The organism is Caldicoprobacter faecalis (assembly GCF_900115765.1).
Lineage (GTDB): Bacteria > Bacillota > Clostridia > Caldicoprobacterales > Caldicoprobacteraceae > Caldicoprobacter > Caldicoprobacter oshimai.
The window spans coordinates 12070-29393 of the sequence record NZ_FOXR01000019.1 but is presented as its reverse complement, the minus strand read 5'-3'; the positions used below and the strand labels follow the sequence as shown (position 1 = coordinate 29393).

26 protein-coding genes are annotated in these 17324 nt (G+C 35.7%); 25 read left to right on the top strand and 1 reads right to left on the bottom strand.

Annotated elements, in window-relative coordinates; genetic code table 11:
• Positions 1–77: 77 nt before the first annotated feature.
• Positions 78–587, bottom strand: a complete 510-nt coding sequence (locus BM241_RS08040) for a hypothetical protein (RefSeq protein WP_092282472.1) — start codon at positions 585–587, stop codon at positions 78–80.
• A gap of 1449 nt (positions 588–2036) precedes the next feature.
• On the opposite strand from BM241_RS08040, the gene BM241_RS08035 reads away from it, so the two are divergent.
• The 25 genes from BM241_RS08035 (at position 2037) to BM241_RS07915 (ending at position 17320) form a co-directional block, all read left to right on the top strand.
• The gene (locus tag BM241_RS08035; RefSeq protein WP_092282471.1) at positions 2037–2297 is read left to right on the top strand and encodes a DUF5659 domain-containing protein; all 261 of its coding nucleotides are present in this window, start codon (positions 2037–2039) and stop codon (positions 2295–2297) included.
• Positions 2294–2503: a hypothetical protein gene (locus BM241_RS08030; protein WP_092282470.1), complete on the top strand. Its 210-nt coding sequence runs from the start codon at positions 2294–2296 to the stop codon at positions 2501–2503. The genes BM241_RS08035 and BM241_RS08030 overlap by 4 nt, the downstream gene beginning before the upstream one ends.
• Entirely contained in the window at positions 2496–2813 is a 318-nt protein-coding gene (locus tag BM241_RS08025) for a hypothetical protein (protein ID WP_092282469.1), read from the top strand. Before BM241_RS08030 ends, BM241_RS08025 begins: the two co-directional genes overlap by 8 nt.
• A gap of 5 nt (positions 2814–2818) precedes the next feature.
• Positions 2819–3082 carry a hypothetical protein gene (locus tag BM241_RS08020; RefSeq protein ID WP_092282468.1) on the top strand — a complete coding sequence of 88 codons (264 nt, stop codon included), beginning with the start codon at positions 2819–2821 and terminating at the stop codon, positions 3080–3082.
• Positions 3082–3402, top strand: coding sequence for a hypothetical protein (locus BM241_RS08015; RefSeq protein ID WP_092282467.1), 321 nt, complete (start codon positions 3082–3084; stop codon positions 3400–3402). The genes BM241_RS08020 and BM241_RS08015 overlap by 1 nt, the downstream gene beginning before the upstream one ends.
• Before the next feature lie 98 nt (positions 3403–3500).
• Positions 3501–4079: a hypothetical protein gene (locus BM241_RS08010; RefSeq protein WP_092282466.1), complete on the top strand. Its 579-nt coding sequence runs from the start codon at positions 3501–3503 to the stop codon at positions 4077–4079.
• 36 nt (positions 4080–4115) lie between these two features.
• Positions 4116–4307: a hypothetical protein gene (locus BM241_RS08005; protein ID WP_092282465.1), complete on the top strand. Its 192-nt coding sequence runs from the start codon at positions 4116–4118 to the stop codon at positions 4305–4307.
• 87 nt (positions 4308–4394) lie between these two features.
• Complete coding sequence (locus BM241_RS08000) at positions 4395–4712, top strand: hypothetical protein (protein ID WP_092282464.1); 318 nt, start codon at positions 4395–4397, stop codon at positions 4710–4712.
• Positions 4713–4796: 84 nt separating this feature from the next.
• On the top strand, positions 4797–5219 hold the full coding sequence (locus BM241_RS07995) for an IS630 transposase-related protein (protein ID WP_092282463.1): 423 nt from the start codon (positions 4797–4799) through the stop codon (positions 5217–5219).
• 344 nt (positions 5220–5563) lie between these two features.
• Positions 5564–5767 carry a DUF4177 domain-containing protein gene (locus tag BM241_RS07990; protein WP_092282462.1) on the top strand — a complete coding sequence of 68 codons (204 nt, stop codon included), beginning with the start codon at positions 5564–5566 and terminating at the stop codon, positions 5765–5767.
• Between the two features lie 345 nt (positions 5768–6112).
• Positions 6113–7795, top strand: coding sequence for a phage terminase large subunit (terL, locus tag BM241_RS07985; RefSeq protein ID WP_092282461.1), 1683 nt, complete (start codon positions 6113–6115; stop codon positions 7793–7795).
• A gap of 14 nt (positions 7796–7809) precedes the next feature.
• Complete coding sequence (locus BM241_RS07980) at positions 7810–9108, top strand: phage portal protein (protein WP_092282460.1); 1299 nt, start codon at positions 7810–7812, stop codon at positions 9106–9108.
• Positions 9101–9982 carry a minor capsid protein gene (locus tag BM241_RS07975; protein WP_092282459.1) on the top strand — a complete coding sequence of 294 codons (882 nt, stop codon included), beginning with the start codon at positions 9101–9103 and terminating at the stop codon, positions 9980–9982. Before BM241_RS07980 ends, BM241_RS07975 begins: the two co-directional genes overlap by 8 nt.
• Positions 9983–10275: 293 nt before the next feature.
• A complete protein-coding gene (locus tag BM241_RS07970; RefSeq protein ID WP_092282458.1) occupies positions 10276–10878 on the top strand; it encodes a capsid assembly scaffolding protein Gp46 family protein in 603 nt (200 codons plus the stop codon).
• A 57-nt stretch (positions 10879–10935) separates the two neighbouring features.
• Entirely contained in the window at positions 10936–11763 is an 828-nt protein-coding gene (locus tag BM241_RS07965; protein WP_092282457.1) for a major capsid protein, read from the top strand.
• Positions 11764–11842: 79 nt separating this feature from the next.
• Positions 11843–12100, top strand: a complete 258-nt coding sequence (locus tag BM241_RS07960; RefSeq protein ID WP_092282456.1) for a Rho termination factor N-terminal domain-containing protein — start codon at positions 11843–11845, stop codon at positions 12098–12100.
• A gap of 3 nt (positions 12101–12103) precedes the next feature.
• Positions 12104–12403: a head-tail connector protein gene (locus tag BM241_RS07955; protein WP_092282455.1), complete on the top strand. Its 300-nt coding sequence runs from the start codon at positions 12104–12106 to the stop codon at positions 12401–12403.
• A complete protein-coding gene (locus BM241_RS07950; protein WP_092282454.1) occupies positions 12404–12706 on the top strand; it encodes a phage head completion protein in 303 nt (100 codons plus the stop codon).
• Entirely contained in the window at positions 12696–13010 is a 315-nt protein-coding gene (locus BM241_RS07945; protein ID WP_092282453.1) for an HK97 gp10 family phage protein, read from the top strand. Before BM241_RS07950 ends, BM241_RS07945 begins: the two co-directional genes overlap by 11 nt.
• Positions 12997–13359 carry a hypothetical protein gene (locus BM241_RS07940; RefSeq protein ID WP_092282452.1) on the top strand — a complete coding sequence of 121 codons (363 nt, stop codon included), beginning with the start codon at positions 12997–12999 and terminating at the stop codon, positions 13357–13359. The genes BM241_RS07945 and BM241_RS07940 overlap by 14 nt, the downstream gene beginning before the upstream one ends.
• Before the next feature lie 19 nt (positions 13360–13378).
• Positions 13379–13942 carry a hypothetical protein gene (locus BM241_RS07935; protein ID WP_092282451.1) on the top strand — a complete coding sequence of 188 codons (564 nt, stop codon included), beginning with the start codon at positions 13379–13381 and terminating at the stop codon, positions 13940–13942.
• A gap of 66 nt (positions 13943–14008) precedes the next feature.
• Positions 14009–14377: a hypothetical protein gene (locus BM241_RS07930; RefSeq protein ID WP_092282450.1), complete on the top strand. Its 369-nt coding sequence runs from the start codon at positions 14009–14011 to the stop codon at positions 14375–14377.
• 23 nt (positions 14378–14400) lie between these two features.
• On the top strand, positions 14401–14622 hold the full coding sequence (locus tag BM241_RS07925; protein WP_092282449.1) for a hypothetical protein: 222 nt from the start codon (positions 14401–14403) through the stop codon (positions 14620–14622).
• A gap of 49 nt (positions 14623–14671) precedes the next feature.
• A complete protein-coding gene (locus BM241_RS07920; RefSeq protein ID WP_092282448.1) occupies positions 14672–17008 on the top strand; it encodes a phage tail tape measure protein in 2337 nt (778 codons plus the stop codon).
• A 33-nt stretch (positions 17009–17041) separates the two neighbouring features.
• Positions 17042–17320, top strand: a complete 279-nt coding sequence (locus BM241_RS07915) for a hypothetical protein (protein ID WP_092282447.1) — start codon at positions 17042–17044, stop codon at positions 17318–17320.
• Positions 17321–17324: the final 4 nt, after the last annotated feature.

Below are 17324 nucleotides of genomic sequence, written 5' to 3'. Positions count from 1 at the left end.
ACCACACAAAAAAGCAAGATGCCGAAGTTATTCGGTATCTTGCTTTTCATACCTAAAAAGTGAAACCACAACGAGCTTTAAGTAGTAGTTTCTTCCGTTTGTGCTGTTTCAATCTTTAATCTTGTCACTTGGCTTTGTATGTCATATATATTATCTAACCCTTTGAATAAGCAATTCACTTCTACTCCTTTAATTTCATAAGAGAGAAACAGATAAAAGTTATCACGCACATTTCTTTTCTTGTCAGCTAAAGCTAATGGCCCTAGAACCAACATACGTGGTATTGTGAGGTCATAAGTTATTTCTTGTTCGTTTTTTACTTCGCAGCGTTTGATGTTTTGCGGTAATATCTCTTCTTTATAATTGTTTGCTCCATGTATAAGGTAAACTTTGTTGTCGATGATGTCGAAATCAATTACGGCGTCTGTAGGTATGTATGGATGTCCCCCTACATGGACAAGTGTTTTGCTAAAGTGGTCTTTGGGTTTATGTTTTTTATTTTGTGCTGAATCAATTAATACCATTATTAAAATAGGGATGGCAATAAGACATATAGCTAGGATTAGTTGATTGACAGCGTTTTCCATAAAGCGATACCTCCTTTTGGAGCGATTAGTTTTAATTGTACCATATTTTTGCAGAAACATCAAAAACATTCTTAATTAGGAGTATGTTAGCATATATAAAAATTTAAAAACGTGAAAAATTAACCATCGACGCTCCTAGTATCTTATATTTGACAGTTGGATTGTTTTTGCCAAGTTGAATTAATAATTGATGGTATTTTTTACTCTCAAAAATCGTGAAATTTTCTATAATAATATATTTAATATAGTTCTTTTCACGATTTTCTTCTAATTCAGTATTCATCAGTATTTGAAGGTTGTGGATAACTTTTTTTGAAAGTTTAAATCAAATAAAAAAATCATTTTTCGGATGCTGAAAGCAGACGAAAGCGATACAACGAATGTTGTATCGCTAGAGAATACTCCAACGCCTAGCTTAAAAATAAAAAAATACCATCAAATTACCACCTAAACCAGTAATTAACAAGCAAAACTATCAATTACCAGTAAATCAACATTTCCCATTTTTCTCCGGTTATTTGATAAAACAAGAAACAAGATTAACTATTAAACCAATAATTTCCAGCCAAAACTATTAAATACCATAAAACCGATATTTCCCTTTTTTGCGCTAGGTGTTTGATAGAACCACTGTACTTTCAATAAAAAACTTAATTACGATAACGTGCTATCGCACGCTAAGATGGATAAAACAAAAAATTAATTTGATTAAAGCGCCACAACATTCGTTGTGTCGCTTGCGCCTTCGGCTTCCGCCTTGGCGCAAATTTTGATTTTTATTTTAATTTTTTTGAGATTTAGCAAAGTTCTCTCTGAACCCTCCTAAAGTGTTGTTGTTAGCTTAAAGGGAGACACATTCTTTTTATTTTAAACAACCAAAACTTGGAAATTATCAGCTAAAATATCAAGTTACCACCTAAAATAACGACAAACTTTTCTCGGTAGTTTCCTTTACCACCTTGTCTTCGATAGAACAGCGTTGTTATCGAGGTGGATATAACTTACTAACAAGATAGAAAATTATCTTGTTGGTAGTATATGGTATTGTTGGTATTACAGCGCATTAGCATGCGCTAACATGGAAAAAAAGAAAAAAGATATTACGACACACAACAAAGTTGTGTGTCTTTTAGTACTTTCAGCACTAAAACTATTATTTTTATATTTTTTGTTAACACTTAAACTAAAAATTACCACGTAAACTTCAAATTACCACCAAAATAATAACATGATTTTTGCGCTAATGTACGTTAAAACACTACAACATCGATAATATGCGGTATTTTCGGTGATGTAGTTGTATTGTTAAAGCATGTTGTTGTATTGTTAGTATTTTTACGTCTTAACAGACGCTAACATGGAAAAAAGATATTGTGTTATTGACTATATGCGTGCTAACGCACGCTAAAACGGAAGAAAGAAAAACAAAAACAAAAAGGAGTGATAAAGTTGATTGTAGATAAAGAAAGATATCACTACACATCAAATCCCTATGTTGTAGCGTATTTACGTATGAACGGTATTACTCCCGAGAGAATCGTAAAAAACGATAAAGACAAGATTGTGTTTGTGTTCGAAAAAAACAAAAAAATACTTGATGTAATCGAAAAGTTTAAGCAAGATAAACAGATTCGTTGGTATGTGCAGTATTTGCGGTTGGTGTTTAAAAATATCACCGTGCTTAAAAATAAGGAGCGTGGAAAAGAATGACGTTCAGGGAATTCAGCCGCAGTTGTGAGATACCCTTGAGGGATGCCGTCATTGAGGTACTTATTCAACCAAAGGGTACTTTTACCCTTGGTGAAAAGATGAAGGCGTTAGCTAATACGATTATTGCTTATGCGGAGAAGTATCAAGAAGTAACGGGAGAAAAAGCGGATCTCAAAGAAGTTATGGAGGCGATAAAAAATGGATGATGCAGTAGCAAAAGATAAGGAGCTAAATCAGTTGTGTGAGTGGATTAAGATGGAAGATAAAGCATTAGAGCATGATTATGTTAGCAGAAAGGAACTTAATTGTATTGTTGATATTATCACAGAAAACATCAACGATTTAAAACAGGAAATACAGCAGTTAAGGCAGGATATCAAGGATTTTATGCAGGAAATACGTGAGTTTAATCAAAAACGTGATGTTGAGGTTGTTAAAAAAGAGGATGGTGGTAACAAGATTAAAATTGAGTATTTCAGCGATTTACGCAAAAGTTTCACAAAATTTAAGAGGTGATATCGATGAGCGTTGATTTGAGGTTGTATGATGAAGCAGTGAAGGATATTTTTGAGCGAACAGGTGGAGATATTGATAAAATGACCATAACTGATTTGGTGACGTTAAAACAAATAGCATTGATAACGCTTGAGTATGTCAATAATATCCTCGAAAACCAGTATGACGTATTGCTGGCTTGGGCAAATTTTGATATAGATGAGTATATACTTCGCAGGAAAGAAGCAGATTATGCGACCTTGAGCAGGCTATTGGGATTGACCAAGTAATGTTTGGTATAATTCCCCAAATGGGGTTAAAAAATAAACTGAAAGGAGTTATGATTATGCTTTCAGCAGAATATAGAGTGATTTTGGAGGATATCTTTGAAAGAACATGGTTTGACGTCAACAAAATGACGTTAGCTGATATTGCTTTACTTAAGGTGATAGCTGAGAATAATTTTGAGTTTGTAGAGCAAGAACCAGAAACGAAAGAATACTTGGAGAAATTCAAGGGATTTAACATAATCAAGTATTATTTCCTGACTGGGCTTTCACCCGAAGAGAGATTTCAGGCAGCAATGCGAAAAAGGCAGGATGAAGCATAGGATTTTTTGTCAAAATATAGGAAAAAAGAAGAAGGAAAATCCCTCTTTTGGTAGTATTAATATAATATAGTTAATATCCTACCAAAAGAGGGATTTACATGTTGTTTGGGAAAAACAAGAAGATTATCGATTTGATATCGCTTCAGATAAAAAATGATTTTGCAGGTTTTTTTGACTATTGTGAAGCAGATTTTAAGGAAATTGAAAAAGCACTCTTTGTGGAAATAATAAATAAGGAAAGGTATATAATAGAACATTATTCTGTATTTAATAAGAAATTAAATGAATTTATAAAAAAAGAAATTAACACAATCTTTGATATGCAAAACGAATTAAATATTAAATTTAAACAAAAAATATGGCAAGAAGCCAAAGCTATATTGAAACAATATGTTAATAGTACTATTGAAGAATATAAAGAAAAAGTAAATGAAATAATTGATGCTTTATTTCGTCCTTATGATAGTAAAGAAAAAGAACTGCTTAAAAACAGATTTAAAGTGGACTTGTATGATATAGACGCATTAATTTTAGTAGCAGAGGAAAAAAGTATGACAAGAAAAGATAAGCCAGAAGTGCAATATCAAAGACGTTCATTGTATATATCTGTTTTCTCATTGATAGTTTCCATTGTTTCTATTATTTTATCAGTGGTAGGAATAAGCGGTAAAAAATAGGGTTTTTGATAATGTAATGTGAAGAAGGGCAGTGATATGAAGAATTTGAATGTGGACATCAATACTGTAATTATTCCTTTAAATATCGGTGAAAGTGTTATCAAAGAGTTTAGAATAAAAACTGTAACGACTGAAGTTTTAAAAAAGATAGCCCATGAGAAAGCTAGGTTAATTATTAGGGATAACAGGGATAAAAAACATATAGTATACTTGGGATACCCTGATTAACCAAAAATCTTAACATAATTTGGAGGAATTTCCCCATTTATGTAGAATCAGTTATTATAACAACTTTTTACATAAAGGGGGATTTGTATGGATAGATTAACTATTTTAAATGATTGGTTAAATAGTGTAGAAAATGAGTGGAATAAATTGCGTATTGAATTACTAGAACTAGAAAAACAAAACAGGATAAATGAGATTAAATTAGAAATATTAAAATCAGAGCAATTATCTCAAATGTTTGCTGAAGAAATAAACGAGTTAAGAAAAGCTATAGAGAATATTAATAAAGAAATTAATAGAATTAAACAAAAACAAGAAAAACTCGAATGTTTAGCAAAAGTATTAGATAAAAAGATAAAAGATGCGGAAACAAAAAATATCGTGGATCAAAAATATAATAAATAAAAAGCCAATTATGGCTTTTCTTTTTTTTAGGGTGTAAAAAATACGGATAACGTTGTATAAGCGTATAAAGGAGGTGATACGATAATGATTTTAGATGAGAGAAAGGAACAGGCCATAACTTACCTCCTTGCAGGATACACGATTAGTGATGTTGCGAGGTTAATTAATGCTAGTAGGCAGACGATTTATAATTGGTTGGAAGATGAAGAATTTAGGGCTGAGCTGGACAAACGGAGACAGGAAATTGTCAAAGCGGGCAATCAAAAGATAGTGAAAGATTTGGACTTGTATATAAACAAAATTAAGCTCCTTGCAACCAAAGCAAAATCCGAAAAAGTGCAGCTTGATGCTGCTATATACCTACTTGATAGAGTGTATGGTACTCCCCGTTCAAAAGTTGATATTGACGTTGAGAAAACTGAAGAAACAAGCGAAAAAGTTGATAAAGATGTACTTAAAGACATTCTTCAGGATGATACAATCCTTCCCTTCCCTAATGCTCAATAATCATCTTGTACAATGATAGTTGTATTGGATGATATCATCATAAAAATTGCGTAAAATTATATTTTTGCGAATAGTATAAATATGGCAACAATGTGATTGGTTGACATTATTCATATTTAAAACCTCCTTATTCCCTTTCTGCGGGTAGTGCAGTATCTTAGTGTTATGCTAGGATACTGCACTAAAATTTTATTTAGCGTAGTTGTAGCGAAAAGAAAAAGAGGGGGTATCCTTCTAAATTCAAATTGCCAAAAAGTGGCTCGATTACCTCTATAAATTTTTTACACAATTTTTTACCTTCGAGGTAAAAAATTAATTTGAATAAAAAAGAAAGGGTGAAAATTATGCAGTGGGAATATTTGGTTGAAATTGAGGAAATTGGTGATGGTCGCTATCTTGCACATGTTCTAAATCGCTATGGAGCTAACGGTTGGGAGTTGATGGGTATTTTTCCGCATGCTAATCAATCTCAAGTTGTTTTAATTCTGAGAAGAAAAAGAAAAACACATTTTATCCAGTCCTTATTCCGCTTTCAAAGAAGGCGGTGAAATATGGACGCAATATCCATCAAGCTAATTTACCGATATCATGCAGTACCTTGCTTTTATTGCAGGGTACTGCATCATTTCTTTTTTGTTTGAAGGGGGTATCATTCTAATTTTGAATTGCCAAAAAGTGGCTCGATTACCTCTACAAATTTTTTATAAATTTTTCTAACTTTCGAGGTGAACAACAATGCGAATCTTCCTCATTATCTTGTTAGCACTCATCGATTTAGCTTACTTGGGACAATCTCTTAATCAAAAAGAATCAAACAGAACTCATTACATCATGGCAACCTGTTTTATCTCAGCATTGCTATTCCTTCTCCACTTCATAGGCGGTGATTAAACGTGGATGCACTCAACACTAAGTTAATACATCAATACCTTACAAAAATGCTGAATGATGAAGAAAAAGCAGAGCAGATTATCCTTGATAATGCTGATAGATTAGATGACCTTGCTTACAGCATAGGTAAACGCAGTATCGAATTCTTTTGCTTATATTACCTACAAGACATATTCATCCCCAAGGAAACCAACACAGCTAGGCAACTTGCTCCTTTTCATTTCGAGCTTTGGCATGAATTAGAGAAGATGTTTATCAAAGATGAATACGATAAGTTAGTGTTGTGTATCCCTCGTGCTCATGCAAAATCAACGGTTGTTACTTATGCGCTTACGCTTTGGTTACATTGCTATGGTTTCTCTTTCTACTCGATTATTCAAGGTAAAACCGAAGCCGATGCACAAAAATTCCTGTACGACGTAAGAATGGCGCTTGAACAAAATGAGTTGATTAAGCGCTCATTTGGTGAATTAATTGATTCAAAGAATTATACCGTTAACAAAAATGAGTTACATCTTACTAACAATACCAAAATTGAAGCCATATCCTCCACCTCATCGATGCGTGGTAGAAAGCATTTAGGTAGAAGACCAACATTTATTTGCTTGGATGATATTCAAGGACTTGACGATGTTTTAACCGACCAAGCTAAACAGAAAAAACTTGAAATTCTCAATAAAGACGTACTTTATGCAGGTGATTCCCCTGTTTATCGTGATGGTAAAAAGATAAAACCAGGGACAAAGTATATCGTAATTGGCACAGTATTGGCGCAAGATTGTCTTATCTCTTCCCTTCTTAAAGATAAAACGTGGAAGCATATCCTAAAAAGGGGTATTCCCATAGAAAACTTTGATGTAGATGACTACTTCAATAGCGGACATTGGGCTGAATTCAAGCGTATATACTTTGACAACAAGAATCCCTATGCTCAGATAGATGCACAGAATTACTTCTACGAACACGAAGCCGAGATGACATTCCCCCGACTTTGGGAGGACAAATACACTTGTGTTGATTTAGCTTTGCGTTATTATTCAGATCCACAGGCATTTAAAACAGAAATAATGAATGATGCCAGCAAGGTAGGCGAAAAATGCTTTTTCCAAGTTAAAACCGAATCTCCAGCAGAGATTGAACAACACGAATTTGAGAAAACGATGCTTGTTGCAGACCCAGCAGTTGGGACAGCAAATAGAAATGACTATACAGCTATTTGTGTTGGTTCAAAGGATAATAATGGCTATAGGTATATCCGCAAAGGCATTATTGGCAAATGGGACTTTGATGGTTATATTGCGAAAGTGATTGAGCTACTTAAGCAGTATCCTGATATTACTCACATCGTTATTGAAGCCAACACATATCAGAAGGCAGATGTTAAGCGAATACAGGAAATTATCGCTCAAGACCCTGTTTTAAGAAACAGGGATTTTGTTTTCATAAATGAATACCAAAAGAAAAACAAAGAAGCAAAGATTAGAGCTATAGCAGGCAAGGTAAATAATGGCTTTATCATCTTCAATCGTGATGATGAGGAGTTTTACAATCAAATTCTTCAATATCAAGGCGAAGGAATAACAAATGATGACGCAGCCGATGTGGTGGCTGAGTTGGATTTGCGTATAGACAACATCGAAACAATACCGAGGTTGCAATTTTTTGATAGACGATTACTTTTCTAAGGAGAGATGAAAAAATGGAAAACTTTGAACAAGTTGTTAATGAGTGCTACAAACTACTTAAGCAAAATCAGTCAAAATATACCGTTTACGACAGATATTATCGAGGCGACCATGATATACTTCATAACTATGCTATGCAAGATGCACGTTCCAATATGCGTGTTGTATGTAATTTTCCCCGCTTGTTTATTGATGAAGAGGTTAGCTATGTTTTAGGTTATCCAATAAACTATATTCCCTATGACAACAACGAGGAAGTAATTGCATTACTTGATAGAAATTTCAGCACTTGGGAAAAAGTCCACAATCAAGAGTTGCTTAAACAAGCGTTGATATTTGGTGAATCATATGAATTGCAATACATCAACAAAGATGGTGACTTTAAGGCAACGGTGCTTACTCCCCTTAACTGCTACGTTGTAGAATCAGAAGATGCAGAAAGCGAAGTTATATTGGCATTGCATAGTTACAAGAAAAGTTTTGATGAAACTGAATATATCGACGTGTATTTCGAGAACTTTATTTATCACTACAAGGTTGATGGTGACGAGTTAATTCAGATAGGCGTTGATACTCACTTTTTTAATGGCGTTCCAATTCAGGTAATGAAGGCAAATCCCGAAAGGCGCTCACTCATCGATGACATCAAATCCTTGAATGACAGCTACAACAACGTTATTAGCGACCTTGTTAATGAGGTTTCCGACTTCAGAACAGCATTTCTAACCATAACAAATGCCAAGGTTGAGGAAGAGGACTTACTCAAGATGAAGAAATCAGGCGTTATCGTTGTACCTAACAATGGTAATGTAAGTTTTTTGATTAAGAATATCAACGATGCTTTTATACAAAACCTGCTTGAAACGCTTGAAAACAAGATATACCAGATAAGTGGCCACATTAATCACACCGAAAAGATGCAGAGCAACCTATCAGGCGTTACTATGCGTTCAAGATTGATTTCGCTTGAAAACAAATGTGCTTTATTGCAAGCACAACTTGAGCAAGTTATTAAACAGAGATTAAAGAACTTCTTTGATTTTATACGATTGAAAACCAATGAAACATACGACTACCGCAATATCAAAATCAAATTTACTCCCAACGTTCCCCAGGACATATCAGTTACTGCAAACATAATCAATCAGTTACAAAACCTTGTCAGTCAGCGCACATTATTATCTCTTCTTCCCTTCGTTGAAAATGTTGACCTAGAGCTTGAGCAATTCCGCAAAGAAAAAGAACTTGCAGGCGGTAACTATGCAGAAATACTTGAGCAGATGACGCTAGACGAAGGTGGCAACAATGAGTAAGCGAGATTTAGAAAAAGAATTGTTGCGAATTAGGCAAGATGCAGATAAATTGGCAACAAAAGAAAGCGCAAAACTGCTCAAAGCGTATAAGCGGGCTTTAGAACGTATAAAGAAACAAATTGCAGACATTTACATGGAGTATGATATTACAGGCGATTTGGGTTTGGGTAAAATACACAGATTTAGTGTGTTATCGAAGTTAGAAAAAGAGTTGCTGAAACTAGCACAAGAACTTGGTGCAGAAGATATCCTTTTAACAGGCGACATTGTAGAGAAAACCTTTAAAGAAACATACTATAAAACCGCTTACATCCTTGATAAAGGCATCGAAACAGGTATTTCTTTCGCAATTCTAAAACCCGAATTTGTTAAAGCTGCAATAAACATGCCGATTGAAGGCAAAAGATTTAGTGATAGAATTTGGGACAACAAGTCAAAGTTAGTTGCAAGGGTGCGTGATAGCGTTGAAAGAGCTTTAATTGATGGTACGGATATCAGAAAATTAGCAAAAGAAATCACAAACGATTTTGGTAGTAGTATTTATGAAAGCCAACGCTTAATCAGTACAGAAGTAGCAAGAGCGCACACAATGGCGCAAGAAGAAATATATCACAATTCGGGTGTGGTGCAAAAAGTCATGTGGAATGCAACGCTTGAAGATAACACATGCGAGGAGTGTCAGGCATTAGATGGGCAAATCTTTGATTTAGATGGCGATAGGCCAGAAATCCCCTTGCATCCCAATTGTAGATGCGTTTTTATCCCTGTGGTTGATGGCTGGAGTCCCTCAAGACGACGAGACCAAGAAAGCGGTGAAATAATTGAGTATAAAAATTATCAACAATGGCTTAAGGACAAAAACATTGATTATTAACGTGTATGTATATGTAACGCACTTATTTCAATCAAAATACCCTTAAAACGCACAAAATGACGTTTTAAGGCGTTATTTTGTGTTAAATTTGATGGGTAAATATAAAAGTATTACCCTTTCATTTTGATTAATTTTAAGGCAAAATTTAGCGAATTAGGGCTATTTTGGAAAGTCCCTTGACGTGATAGCGTTGAGGGGTTTTTTATATTGACCTGAGCAAGTCAATAAACTGCTCGGTGTGTTTTGCTATTGCAGAACATACCCTAAAATCATCACAATAGGAGGTTGAAGTTATGCTAGATAAAGAAAAATTCTTGTTTGATTTGCAGTTATTTGCCGATACTGGGGATTCTGCCGATGATGTGCAGGATAACCAGAATCAGGATAACGATGCTGATACTGACAACGATATTGATATCGAAAAATTATTTAAAAATGAGCAATTTAAGCGTTTATTTCAGAGTGAACTTGACAAACGTATTGCTCAAGCACTCAAGACCAATGACAAAAAATGGAAACAAAAACTTGAAGAAGAGAAACAAAAAGCCACAATGACAGCAGAGGAGCTGTTAGCACAGAAGGAAAAAGAATTACGAGAGCGAGAACTAAAACTACAGAAAATCGAATACTTCAAAAATAACAATATTCCTCTCGATTTTGTCGATTACATCCATGGCGAAGATATCGACGAAATTGCCGAAAAAACAAAGGAATTCATGAAAATCTTTAATGCCGAAGTACAGAAAGCAGTGGAAGCAAGGTTGAAAGAGGGGTATATCCCTCCGAAGAATAAAGATAGCAACAAACTAACTTTAGAAGATATCAAAAAGATGACTCCAGACGAAATCAACAAAAACTGGGATGTAATTAAGACACTACTGAAGCAATCGAGGTAGTGTTTTTTGTTTTAAATTATCAAACTTTAAAAAATTTAGAGAAAGGATGATGTGATTATGGCTATTACCAATTTTCTTTCGACTGTTTGGAGCGCAAGGATTAATGAAAATTTGAAGAAGCAGCTTGTCTACGGGAATTGCGTAAACACCGACTATGAAGGAGACATAACAGACCAGGGGCAAACTGTAAAAATCAATTCTATTGGCGAAATCACCATAGGTGATTACAACAAGTCCACGGGAATGGGAATTCCCGAAGAGCTTACTGATTCTTCTGTTTCCCTTGTAATCGACCAAGCTAAATTCTTCAATTTTAGAGTAGACGACATCGATAAGGCACAAGCTAACGCCGATATTATGGATGCTGCAATGAGAGACGCAGCTCATGGTTTAGCTAATGCTGCCGACCAGTATATTGCTAGCTTGTATGTAGAAGTTGACCCTACTAACACAATAGGTGATGACACTACTCCCGTTGTACTGGATAAGACAAATGTGTTTGACTACCTCGTTGATTTGAGCATACTACTTGATGAAGCCAATGTGCCTGACTTGGATAGGTTTGTTGTGGTGCCAGCTTGGGTGTATGGGTTGTTGCTCAAAGATGATAGATTTGCATATCAGCCAGATGTGTTAAGAACGGGTTACGTGGGCGAGATAAGCGGTATGGCCGTATACAAGAGCAACAACGTCCCTGTTGTGAATGGCAAGTATAAGATAATGGCTGGTTATCGTGGTGCTATTGCTTTTGCAGGACAGATTAACAAGGTTGAGGCATTCCGTCCCGAACAGTTTTTCGCAGATGCGGTTAAGGGCTTGTACTTGTTTGGCGCTAAGGTTATCAAGCCAAAAGGGATAGCTGTTTTGACTGCTGCAAAAGCGTAATCGATGGATTGAGGGAGTAATTACATAAGGTAGTTACTCCCTCTTTTTCTTTATTATCTAGTATGAGGTGATGGCATAGATGTGGATACGGAATAAAAGAACTGGAATGATTTGGGAAATAATCGATGAAAAGATGATAAAACGATTATTAGCAAGCGATGATTATGAAGAAGTACAAGAGCAACAACAAGACCAGCAGGAACAAAAACAAGAAAAAATTGATTTAAAAAAACTATCATTTAACGAGTTAAAGCATTTAGCATCCGAAAAAGGTATTAACACGTATCAAATGACGAAAAAAGATTTACTTAAAGCACTCAAAAGAATAGGGGTGTAAAAAATGTTACTCCAAAACCTGAAACTATATCTTGAAATCGACGAAAGCGATATATCAAAAGATAATTTATTGACGTTACTCATTGGTATGGCGCAGGATATAATCAAACAGTATTGTAACATAGATGAGCTAGATAGCACATTCGATAATGCCATCGTGTTGTTAGCAGCTTATCTATATTCGAAACACGGTAACGACGCTTATAACAGCGTTTCACAAGGTGCAAGAAGTGTATCGTTTGCGAAAGAAATTCCCGATTTTATTAAAGCTATACTCCCCCTCCCTAAAGTGAGGGTGGTGTAGATGTTTTATAACAAAAAAATATATCTTTTAGAAGAAGTACCTGGGTATGTTGATGATTACGGTATATATCACGAAGCAGGCGAAGAAATCAAAAAATCAATAAAATGCGATGTGCAACCGTATTCGACGGAAAGATTATATCGGGATTATGGTTTTAACGATAAAGTTACAAAGCGTGTTTTTTGTGATAAAGACGACGACATAAAAACAGGTGTAAAATGCTTATATCAAGGCGAAAAATACGTGATTACACGGGTTATTGAGTGGGATGACTACATGGAAGTGATGCTTTATGCCGAATAACAAAAAAATCGATGAAGCACTCAAAAACAACCTAGCAAAGATAGAAAGAGCAATGGAAGAAATATTGCTAATGGTAGAAGCAGACGCAAAGATGCTTTCGCCAGTGCGTACGGGCACGCTAAGGCGCAGTATTACTCATCAGCAGCGAACAGAAGGCGACAAAGTATTTGGAGCCGTGGGAAGCGCAATCGAATATGCTTATTTTGCAGAGTTAAAAAAACCTTACCTTGAGCCAGCAGTTGATATGAATCTTGAAAATATGCGAAGAAAAATAGCTGAGGTGCTTAAAAATGAAGGAGATTAGAGCATTGTTATTGCAGGATACAGAGATTACACAGCTATTGAACGGTGAACACATCTATTTGATTGAAAAACCAGAGCAGATAAACGCAGAAAATTATATAATTTACAAATACAAACCTTTAGCTGGTGGCTTAATTAAGGATTACCAATTGGAGTTTAACCTAATTGGTAAAGACATATTAAAACTATTGCAGCTACAAAATAGATTGATAACCTTACTTGATGATATGCAAGCAATCAATCTTGATAATATTCGCTATATTAAACTTCTCAACGGTGGTGGGATGATAAAGAATCCCGACACAAGCAATTACCATATCATTCTCTATTTCCTCGTTAAAACTCATTAAAAGGAAAGGGTGAATCAATATGGCAGATAAGTTTGATAACATAATATTAGGTTCAGGACAATTGTATCTTGGGCTTTGCGATAATATTGCTGATTTATCCAATCTTACTCCCGAAGAGGAAGCCGCTTTGGTTAACGTTGGTGCTATCGAAAGCGGTGCAACGCTTGAAATCGAAACCGATGCAACAGAAATAGAAAGCGCCAATATGGGCGTGATAGCTAGAATACCTGTTAAAACAACCGTTACTTTCAAAACGGGCGTAATGACATGGAATCTTGATAATCTCAAATTCTTACTCGATATGCAGACAACAACCAATCCGACGACAGGCGAAAAGAAAACCGTTATTGGAGCTATGCAGAAATTCCCAGAGGTTTACTTGAGGTTTGTACATCAAAAGAAAGATGGTGGAGAGCTAATAATAAATATCTACAGAGCGCAGCCAGAAGGCAATCTTGCGCTTGAATTCGCAAAAGAAGATCCTACCGTAGTAGACTACAGCTTTATAGCTATGCCGAAACGTGGTGCCGACTTCTTGGATAACAATTTCCTTGAAATCATCGAAACCTTCCCGCAATCTTAAGAGGGTAGATAACTTCTACCCTCTTTATTTTATGCAAAAAAAATTGATTAGGAGGTAAAAAAGAGTATGGCAAAAGTCATTGATTTAAGTGCATTTATACAGGAAGGGTTACAGTTTATCGACCCGTATGACAAAAATATTATCTATAATATTCCAGGCGAAATTAGCACTAAACTTTATCTCAAAATGCTTGATTATATGCAAAAAATCAACGACATCCAAGATGAAAAAGAATCACTTGAGTTTACGCAGCAGATTGTGGCTGATATCCTATCTCTCGATAAAGAGAAGAATATCGACATCAATTACGTTAAACAACGTTTTGATAACGTCTTATTCCTGCAGATTATTATCAGAGAAACCCTCAAACACATTCAATCCATTTTGCAGAACGAAAATTTCAAATCCCCCGAATCGGCACAAAATACAAAATAGCCGATTCGGGGCAAATTGATGTTATGCAAAGTATTGCTTTTTTGATGCGTGAAAGTAATATGACATATAATGAAGTGCTAGAATTACCCTACTACACTTTTTTTGCTTTACTTAAGCAATTTGTGATGTTTAACTTAATGCAAAATGAAGAATACGCAAAAGAGTTAAAACGATACGAAAAACTCAAAAATACTGAGCCAGAACTCAATAAATTAAGAAAATTGCAGAGTTATAAAGCAAGATAGCGTTTTTTAAGCTATCTTGCTTTATTTTTTTTGATAAGGTGGTGATTAAATGGCACTCATTGACCTAGGTACTTATCAATGGAATGTGGTTGCTGATGCTAAGCAATTCAACGAATCGATGCAGGAAATCGACAAAAGTATGGATAATGTTGAGCAAAAAGGCAATAAATTGTCTACTTTTCTAAAAGTTAGCTTAGCTGGTGCTTTCGCAGGGGTAGCAGCGGGCATCGGTAAAATGGTTTATGATGGCATCCAAGGTTTTGCTGATATGGAGCAGAGCTTAGCACAATTTCAAGCAACAACAGGAGCAACAGGGAAAGAGGTTGAAGAAATAAAAAATTTAGCGTTGGAATTATACAAAGTAAACACTGACAGCATGGAAGATATCATTGCTACCTCCACAGCCATGAAGCAAGCGATGGGACTTACGACGGATGAAATAAAGCGTACACAACAAGCATTCATGGACTACGCTAAAACGACAGGGCAAGCTAATACTGATGTAATCAGTGCTATCGATGACATCGCCGACGCATGGGGTCTTTCGCTCGATGAGATGGTAGGTGCTTTGGATATGTTCAAAGCATCAAGTGAACAATTTGGTACTGACGTAGCAGAAATACAGAAAGCAATGCAACAGTTAGCTCCAGCCAGCAAGGCACTTGGCTTGTCATTTGAAGAGACCAATGGTTTGCTAAATGCGATGGCAGAAAGTGGACTTGATGCTAACAGTGCAGTTACAGCGTTGAATTATGCTGCAAGGCAGGTGAAATCTCCTGCTGAGTTTAGAAAAATGCTTGAAGACATCCAGAAAATCGAAGACCCTACAAAACGAACTCAAAAAGCGGTAGAGTTATTCGGAGCTCGTGCAGGCGTGGCGATGGCTAACTTACTTGACGGGACAAAAAACCTTGATGACTTCATTATCACCATGGAAGAAGCGCAGGGTACAGTTACCCAAGCTAGTCAGGCATTCGACCAAAATTTCAACGTGCAGCTTGAATTACTTAAAAAGCAATTTTCGGGTGTTTTAATTGAGATTGGTGGAAAATTAATGCCGATTTTGAACGAGTTGATGAGTTGGGTATCCCAACACATGCCAGAAATATCAGGATTTATCGATGGTGTGATAAATGTGATTGGTGAAGCAATTGGCTGGATACAGCAAAACGTATTACCTCTACTGCAACCTATTTTTCAGGAAATTTTTAACACATTAGGAACTCTTAAGCAAACGTGGGAGCAGATTTGGAGTGCATTGCAACCATATATTATGCCAATCTTGAATGGTATCATTGGCGCAGTTCAACCCTTTTTGAGTGGAATACAGGATTTGTTTAGGGCATTTAGTGCATTACTCAAGGGCGATTGGGAAAATTTATGGACTTCTCTACAAAATATGTTTAGTAATTTAGGTGAAGGCATAAAGAGTGTTGTCAGCGGTGTATTTACATCATTGGGCATGATACTTGGGAATATTTGGAATGGCATAAAGAATACAGCATCCAACATATGGAACGGCATAAAAGAATCTGTGAGTGCGCAGATGAATGCACTTCAGATGAGCATATCCAATATTTGGAACAATATCAAAAATGCTGCATCTACTACATGGAACAACATCAAGAGTGCAGTAATAGCACAAGTTGACTCCCTCAAGATGAGTGTTGCTAATATATGGAATAGTATTCAAACTACTACATCCAACATTTGGAACGGTATTAAAAACGCAGTTAGCACAGCAGTAGATTCACTTAGAACAGGCATATCTAATGCTTTTAGCAGCATCAAAAATATAACATCAACGGTGTGGAACAAGATAAAAGAAGCTATTTTAAGACCCTTTATAGCAGCAAAAAATACGATTTGGGATATAATCAACACAATTAAAAATTGGTTTGCTAACCTAAAATTACCAGAGATCAAACTACCCAAGATAAAGCTCCCGCACTTCAAAATTACAGGTAGCTTTTCTCTCAATCCCCCGAGCGTACCAAGAATCTCAGTAGAGTGGTATGATAAAGGCGGTATCTTCTACGAACCTACTGTAATCGGTGTGGCCGAAAAGCGTCCCGAAGTAGTGGGAGCGTTAGAGGATATACGTGATTTGTTTAGAGAAACGCTTATCGACACAATTCCCCGTTTAGAAATACCCAACACGGTAGCTTATGCAGCAGCAATACCGACTACAACCGTGAAAACAACGCAAAACGTCAACCAAAACGTGAAACTGGGTAACGTCAACATCAACATCAAAGTGGAACGCATCGAAAACGAGCAACATGTTGATGCTTTAGCAAGGCAAATACGAGCCGAAGTGGAAAGCATGTTTGAAACGATGTTGAGGAAATCGGGGTTATCATTGGGAGTAAGCAAGGGGTTTTAACAGTACAAATAAAAAAGCTACAGAGCGCAGTTTTTGCGCTTTGTAGCTTTTTTATTTATAAAAAAAATGATTGGAGGGATTGACATAAAAAACATTAAATTTCAAACAGAGTTTGAACGTAATGGTAATAAATGGAATTTAACTGTTTTTGATGACAATACGGCAATTTTAAGGACTTATGATAAAAAATATAAGTGGTGGGTTACGGTATACACCATTAATAAATATAACAAAGAAGCGGAGAAATTTGTTACAAGGATATTGGGAAAAAAGTATATAAATCAGGTGCTTGACATAGCTTGTAATTTGTAATATG

Coding starts and splice junctions, on each gene's coding strand:
- BM241_RS08040 (WP_092282472.1), bottom strand. CDS start 587: ATGGAAAACGCTGTCAATCAACTAATCCTAGCTATATGTCTTATTGCC.
- BM241_RS08030 (WP_092282470.1), top strand. CDS start 2,294: ATGACGTTCAGGGAATTCAGCCGCAGTTGTGAGATACCCTTGAGGGAT.
- BM241_RS08025 (WP_092282469.1), top strand. CDS start 2,496: ATGGATGATGCAGTAGCAAAAGATAAGGAGCTAAATCAGTTGTGTGAG.
- BM241_RS08020 (WP_092282468.1), top strand. CDS start 2,819: ATGAGCGTTGATTTGAGGTTGTATGATGAAGCAGTGAAGGATATTTTT.
- BM241_RS08015 (WP_092282467.1), top strand. CDS start 3,082: ATGTTTGGTATAATTCCCCAAATGGGGTTAAAAAATAAACTGAAAGGA.
- BM241_RS08010 (WP_092282466.1), top strand. CDS start 3,501: ATGTTGTTTGGGAAAAACAAGAAGATTATCGATTTGATATCGCTTCAG.
- BM241_RS08005 (WP_092282465.1), top strand. CDS start 4,116: ATGAAGAATTTGAATGTGGACATCAATACTGTAATTATTCCTTTAAAT.
- BM241_RS08000 (WP_092282464.1), top strand. CDS start 4,395: ATGGATAGATTAACTATTTTAAATGATTGGTTAAATAGTGTAGAAAAT.
- BM241_RS07995 (WP_092282463.1), top strand. CDS start 4,797: ATGATTTTAGATGAGAGAAAGGAACAGGCCATAACTTACCTCCTTGCA.
- BM241_RS07990 (WP_092282462.1), top strand. CDS start 5,564: ATGCAGTGGGAATATTTGGTTGAAATTGAGGAAATTGGTGATGGTCGC.
- BM241_RS07980 (WP_092282460.1), top strand. CDS start 7,810: ATGGAAAACTTTGAACAAGTTGTTAATGAGTGCTACAAACTACTTAAG.
- BM241_RS07975 (WP_092282459.1), top strand. CDS start 9,101: ATGAGTAAGCGAGATTTAGAAAAAGAATTGTTGCGAATTAGGCAAGAT.
- BM241_RS07970 (WP_092282458.1), top strand. CDS start 10,276: ATGCTAGATAAAGAAAAATTCTTGTTTGATTTGCAGTTATTTGCCGAT.
- BM241_RS07965 (WP_092282457.1), top strand. CDS start 10,936: ATGGCTATTACCAATTTTCTTTCGACTGTTTGGAGCGCAAGGATTAAT.
- BM241_RS07960 (WP_092282456.1), top strand. CDS start 11,843: ATGTGGATACGGAATAAAAGAACTGGAATGATTTGGGAAATAATCGAT.
- BM241_RS07955 (WP_092282455.1), top strand. CDS start 12,104: ATGTTACTCCAAAACCTGAAACTATATCTTGAAATCGACGAAAGCGAT.
- BM241_RS07950 (WP_092282454.1), top strand. CDS start 12,404: ATGTTTTATAACAAAAAAATATATCTTTTAGAAGAAGTACCTGGGTAT.
- BM241_RS07945 (WP_092282453.1), top strand. CDS start 12,696: ATGCCGAATAACAAAAAAATCGATGAAGCACTCAAAAACAACCTAGCA.
- BM241_RS07940 (WP_092282452.1), top strand. CDS start 12,997: ATGAAGGAGATTAGAGCATTGTTATTGCAGGATACAGAGATTACACAG.
- BM241_RS07935 (WP_092282451.1), top strand. CDS start 13,379: ATGGCAGATAAGTTTGATAACATAATATTAGGTTCAGGACAATTGTAT.
- BM241_RS07930 (WP_092282450.1), top strand. CDS start 14,009: ATGGCAAAAGTCATTGATTTAAGTGCATTTATACAGGAAGGGTTACAG.
- BM241_RS07925 (WP_092282449.1), top strand. CDS start 14,401: ATGCAAAGTATTGCTTTTTTGATGCGTGAAAGTAATATGACATATAAT.
- BM241_RS07920 (WP_092282448.1), top strand. CDS start 14,672: ATGGCACTCATTGACCTAGGTACTTATCAATGGAATGTGGTTGCTGAT.